This window comes from Streptomyces sp. NPDC059787, assembly GCF_042732315.1.
In the GTDB taxonomy this organism is placed as follows: Bacteria; Actinomycetota; Actinomycetes; order Streptomycetales; family Streptomycetaceae; genus Streptomyces; species Streptomyces atrovirens.
Genome location: NZ_JBHWHX010000093.1, coordinates 1 through 1,991, shown reverse-complemented (window position 1 = coordinate 1,991; position 1,991 = coordinate 1). Strand labels below are relative to the sequence as shown.

3 protein-coding genes are annotated in these 1,991 nt (G+C 71.7%); 1 reads left to right on the top strand and 2 read right to left on the bottom strand.

The genetic code is table 11. The features are described from left to right. Window positions 1-118: 118 nt before the first annotated feature. Window positions 119-487, bottom strand: a complete 369-nt coding sequence (locus ACFV5H_RS37355) for a four-helix bundle copper-binding protein (protein ID WP_385059365.1) — start codon at window positions 485-487, stop codon at window positions 119-121. Between the two features lie 170 nt (window positions 488-657). Here ACFV5H_RS37355 and ACFV5H_RS37350 point away from each other — a divergent pair, with 170 nt between their 5' ends. After that, complete coding sequence (locus ACFV5H_RS37350) at window positions 658-1,821, top strand: phosphatidylserine/phosphatidylglycerophosphate/cardiolipin synthase family protein (RefSeq protein ID WP_385199142.1); 1,164 nt, start codon at window positions 658-660, stop codon at window positions 1,819-1,821. Window positions 1,822-1,893: 72 nt separating this feature from the next. Here ACFV5H_RS37350 and ACFV5H_RS37345 read toward each other — a convergent pair. After that, window positions 1,894-1,991 (bottom strand): acyl-CoA dehydrogenase family protein (locus ACFV5H_RS37345; protein WP_157849844.1); only part of this gene is annotated, 98 nt, incomplete at its 5' end.

The window sequence follows — 1,991 nt, the reverse complement described above, 5'->3', positions numbered from 1 at the left end:
CCCCGGCCACCCCGCCGGCCCCCCTCCTCACCCCCCCCCCCCCGCACCCCGAAGCGCCCCCCTCCACCGTGTTCTTGCCCCCCGCGGGGGGGCCCCACAGCCGTGTCCGGCGACGGCGTCACATCGTGGCGCCCGACATGGCGCGGCACATCTCGGAGCAGCGGCGGCAGGACTCGGCGCAGCGCGTCATCCGCTCGTCGTCCGGCATGGACATGCACGCCTCGGCGCACATGTCGCAGGCCTGCGCGCACATCATGCACATCTCGTTCGCCAGCGGCGAGCGGCGCATCATCATGTCCGCGCACATGCGGGTCATCTCCGAGCAGTCCATGAGCGCCCGCATGATCGGCATCCGGGCCTCGCCGCCCGTCTGCAGACAGGAGCTCATGGTCTCCTCGCACACACCGTGGCAGGCCATGCACGCCTGGATGCAGTCCTGCATCTCCTGGCTCATCGGTTCCGTGGTGGTCGGCTGCTGCTGGGTCATGGTTCCTCCCAGGGGGACGGAGAGGGCCGGGGTTCGGCCCCCGCCCTCTCCGTCCTACGCCCCCGCCCCCATGACCACCACAGGGCGGCCCGGACCACGTCTCTGCTTGGAAGCACCGACAGCGGAAAAGAGAGACGGGGCGGGAACGAACGGCTCAGGGGAGGGCGCACATGACACCACAGGCGGAGAGACAGCGGCTGCGCAGACGGCTGGAACGGCTCATCGGCATCGCCGCGACCGAGGGCAACGAACTCGTGCCGCTGCGCAACGGCGACCGGATCTTCCCCGCGATGCTGGAGGCCATCCGCGCCGCGGAGCACACCGTCGACATGATGACGTTCGTGTACTGGCGCGGCGACATCGCGCGGGAGTTCGCCGACGCCCTGGCCGAGCGGGCCCGCTCCGGGGTCCGGGTACGGCTGCTGCTGGACGGTTTCGGCGCCAAGGAGATCGAGCCGGAGCTGCTGGACGCCATGGACGACGCCGGCGTCCAGGTGGCCTGGTTCCGCAAGCCCCTCCATCTGTCGCCGATGCGGCAGAACCACCGCTGCCACCGCAAGGTCCTGGTGACCGACGAGCACACCGCGTTCACCGGGGGCGTCGGCATCGCCCAGGAGTGGTGCGGTGACGCCCGCGGCCCCGGCGAGTGGCGCGACACCCACGTACGGGTCCGGGGGCCCGCCGTGGACGGCATCGCCGCGGCCTTCGCCCAGAACTGGGCCGAGTGCCACGACGACCTGTACGACGAGCACGACCGCTTCACCCCCCAGGAACAGCCGGGGAACGCCACGGTCCAGGTGGTACGGGGCTCGGCCAGCTTCGGCTGGCAGGACATGCAGACACTGCTGCGCGTCATGATCACCTCGGCGCGGGAGCGCTTCCGGCTGTCCACGGCCTACTTCGCGCCCGACACCTACTTCATCGACCTCCTGGCCGCCGCCGCCCGCCGGGGCGTGCGGGTGGAGATCCTGCTGCCGGGGCCGTACACCGACCAGCGGGCCTGCCGGCTGGCCGGCCGGCAGCACTACCAGACCCTGGTCGACGCGGGCGTGGAGGTGCTGGAGTACCAGCCGACCATGCTGCACACGAAGGTCATCACCGTGGACGGCGTCTGCTCCCTCATCGGCTCCACCAACTTCAACCGCCGCTCCCTGGAGCACGACGAGGAGGTCATGCTGGCCGTCCTCGACGAGGACTTCACGGCCGCGCTGGACGCCGACTTCGACGCCGACCGCAAGCTGGGCGAGCCCGTCGACCCGGCCCGCTGGCGGCGCCGTCCCCTGACCGAACGCCTCGCCGAGGCCGCGGTCACCCCGATCCGCCGCTTCCTGTGACGGCGCACACCGGCCGGGAAGAGCGGAGGGCGCCCGGCCCCGGACGCCCTCCGCTGCCCGGCCCGCCCGCCGTTACGGCAGGTTGCGGGCCATGACGATGCGCTGGACCTGGTTGGTGCCCTCGTAGATCTGGGTGATCTTGGCGTCGCGCATCATGCGCTCGACCGGGT

Bases quoted from the DNA above. Each gene is read 5' to 3' on its own strand.
- ACFV5H_RS37350 (WP_385199142.1), top strand. From the start codon at position 658: ATGACACCACAGGCGGAGAGACAGCGGCTGCGCAGACGGCTGGAACGG.
- ACFV5H_RS37355 (WP_385059365.1), bottom strand. From the start codon at position 487: ATGACCCAGCAGCAGCCGACCACCACGGAACCGATGAGCCAGGAGATG.